Genomic DNA, 2430 nt, shown 5'->3' with positions numbered 1-2430 from the left:
GGCTCCGCGGTCACAGGCTCGGTGTCGCCGCCACCACCGTCCTTCACGGCCGGCGCTTCCTTCGGCGCGCCCTCCGTCCTGGCCATCGGCGCGCCCTCCGTCCTGGCCTTCGGCGCGCCTTCCGGCTTGGCCTTCCGCGCGCCTTCCGGCTTGTTCTTCGGCACGGTGGTCAACGCGCTGGACGGAGCCATGACGCCGACGGGCCGGGACGCGGTCGTCGGCGGGTGACCGGTCACAGCCGACCGGCTCGTGTTCGTCACCCCTGCGGCACGGGCGGTCCGGCCGTCGTGCACGTCACCCGATTCGCCACCGCCCAGCATCATCAGGGGCACCATGACGAGCGTGGCGGCTGCGCCCAGTGCCATCGGCCCGATGAACAGGGGCCGATGGAACAGGCCGGGCGGCTGGAACTCCTCGTCCGACTGGCGCGGCGCGTGCCTGCGGCCGATCCGCAGAGACGGGGCGGGGCGGGGTGTGAGCAGGGACTCCGCGGGCCGCGGCAGGACGTGTGCCTCGTCGTCCGGCTCGTCGGCGGGGCCCTGGTCGTCGTCCAGGCCGGTACGTCCGGCTTCCACCGGAGGCCGCTCGCGGTGCAGCTGATGTTCCCTGCACCCCTCCAACAACCTGCTCGAACCGTCGGGGGCGACCTCGACGGATGCCAGAGGGCCCGCCGAGGTGCCGTGAACGTCCGCCGTCACGGCGGCGTCGCGCTCCCGTGCGTATCCGTGCAGGACGTCGAGGATCGAGGCGTCGACCGTGGCTCCCTCCTCCAGCGGCACAGGTTCGCCGTCGACGGTGGCCGAGCCGTCGTCGCAGACGACCACCCTGAAGTGATGCGAGGCCGGTCCCTGCGATGTGGCGTGATCGGCCCCCGCGACCGACTCCTCCGTTTCCGCACACTGGCTCATGTCCGTTCCCTCCTGACGTTCCCGGCCGCATGGCCCTGGTCGGGTCCGCCTCGGCGGCCCCTCGTACCGCAACGGGCGCTGCAGGAATGCGGTTCAACCGCCTGACGCGCCCTCAATGGGCCGGGGGAGAGGGAGCCTTCCATGAGGCAGACGCCACCGAAGCAACTGACGCATGACCTGACCAGCCAGGGCCGGGTGGTGGACGTAAAAGCACCCCCATACCCCCCCATTGTGATCCACTTCACTCCTGGGCGAGGAAGCGAAACGCCTCTCCACCCCGTCTCCCCGGGCGTCCCGTCACCGGGACGGACACGGCCTCCGCTCCGTCCCTCGAATGCAGAAGAGGCATTGCTTGCACACGTCAACCAGATCCACACCCGTCTCCCGGCAGTCCGGGACATCCGCGGGTCCGGCCGCCGACGTACACCTGCTGCGCACCGACGGCGACGCCGTATGAACGCCCGTCAAGGTTCCGTGCGCTTCGCCCTGCTGGGGCCGGTCCGGGCGTGGCGCGGGGAACAGGAGTTGAGCCTCGGCTCGCCGCAGCAGAGGGCGGTTCTGGTGGCGCTGCTGCTGCGCAGAGGGCGCCCCGTCGCACTCGATGAACTCCTGGACGCCGTGTGGGGCGAGGACCTGCCGGCGGCCGCCGTGTCCATGCTGCGGACCTATGTGTCGCGTCTGCGAAAAGTGCTGGAGTCCGGGGCGGAGACCACCGAGTCGGAGCGGGTCATCGTCTCGGTCGGGGACGGGTACCTGGCCCGGGTCGCGGAGGACGCCCTGGATCTGGCCGTGTTCGAACAGCGCGTGGCGGAGGCGAAGAAGCTGCGAGCCGCCGGCCGGGGGTCCGCCGCCGCGGAGCTGCTGCGCACCGCCCTCGACGGGTGGCAGGGAACGGCACTGGCCGGCGTCCCCGGCCCGCTGGCGGACTCAGAACGCGCGCGGCTGAGCGAGGAGCGGCTGATCGCTCTGGAGGCCCGCCTTGACGCCGACGTCGAACGCGGGCGTCACGGCGAGGTGATCGCCGAACTGCTCTCGCTGACCGGCACGCACCCGCTGCGGGAAGGGCTGTGCCGGCTGCTCATGCTGGCGCTGTACCGGTCCGGCAGGCAGGCGGAGGCGCTGGAGGCGTACCGCAGGACGCGGAACACCCTGGTGGCCGAGCTGGGCATCGACCCCAGCCCCCCGCTCCAGGAGCTGCACGACCGCATACTCGCGGCCGACGCCTCCCTGGACTCGGGCACGCCTGCGCGGACGGACCCGCCCGCGCAGGGCCCGGCCCCGCATCCCGAGCACCCGGCCCGTCCGGCGCAGTTGCCCGCCGACCTGGCGACCTTCGTCGGCCGCCGCGCCGAACTCGACCGCGCCCGGGCCTTATTACCCGGGGACGGCAGCCCTCCGGACACAGTCGTGATCAGCTCGATCGGCGGCATGGGCGGCATCGGCAAGACCACCCTGGCCGTGCACTGGGCGCACGAGATAGCCGACCGCTTCCCCGACGGACAGCTCTACATCAACCTGCACG

1 protein-coding gene and 1 pseudogene are annotated in these 2430 nt (G+C 72.2%); one reads left to right on the top strand and one right to left on the bottom strand.

The genetic code is table 11. The annotated features are described in order from the left end of the window. Positions 1–908: pseudogene (locus IE249_RS31760) on the bottom strand (hypothetical protein); the annotation flags it as partial. A gap of 453 nt (positions 909–1361) precedes the next feature. Here IE249_RS31760 and IE249_RS39135 point away from each other — a divergent pair. Beyond that, on the top strand, positions 1362–2430 hold a 1069-nt coding region (locus tag IE249_RS39135), incomplete at its 3' end, for an AfsR/SARP family transcriptional regulator (protein ID WP_229859698.1).

The sequence above is a fragment of the Streptomyces anandii JCM 4720 genome (genome assembly GCF_014650655.1).
GTDB classification, from domain to species: Bacteria; Actinomycetota; Actinomycetes; order Streptomycetales; family Streptomycetaceae; genus Streptomyces; species Streptomyces anandii.
The sequence above is the reverse complement of the archived record's forward strand: the minus strand, read 5'-3'. Positions and strand labels throughout refer to the sequence as shown.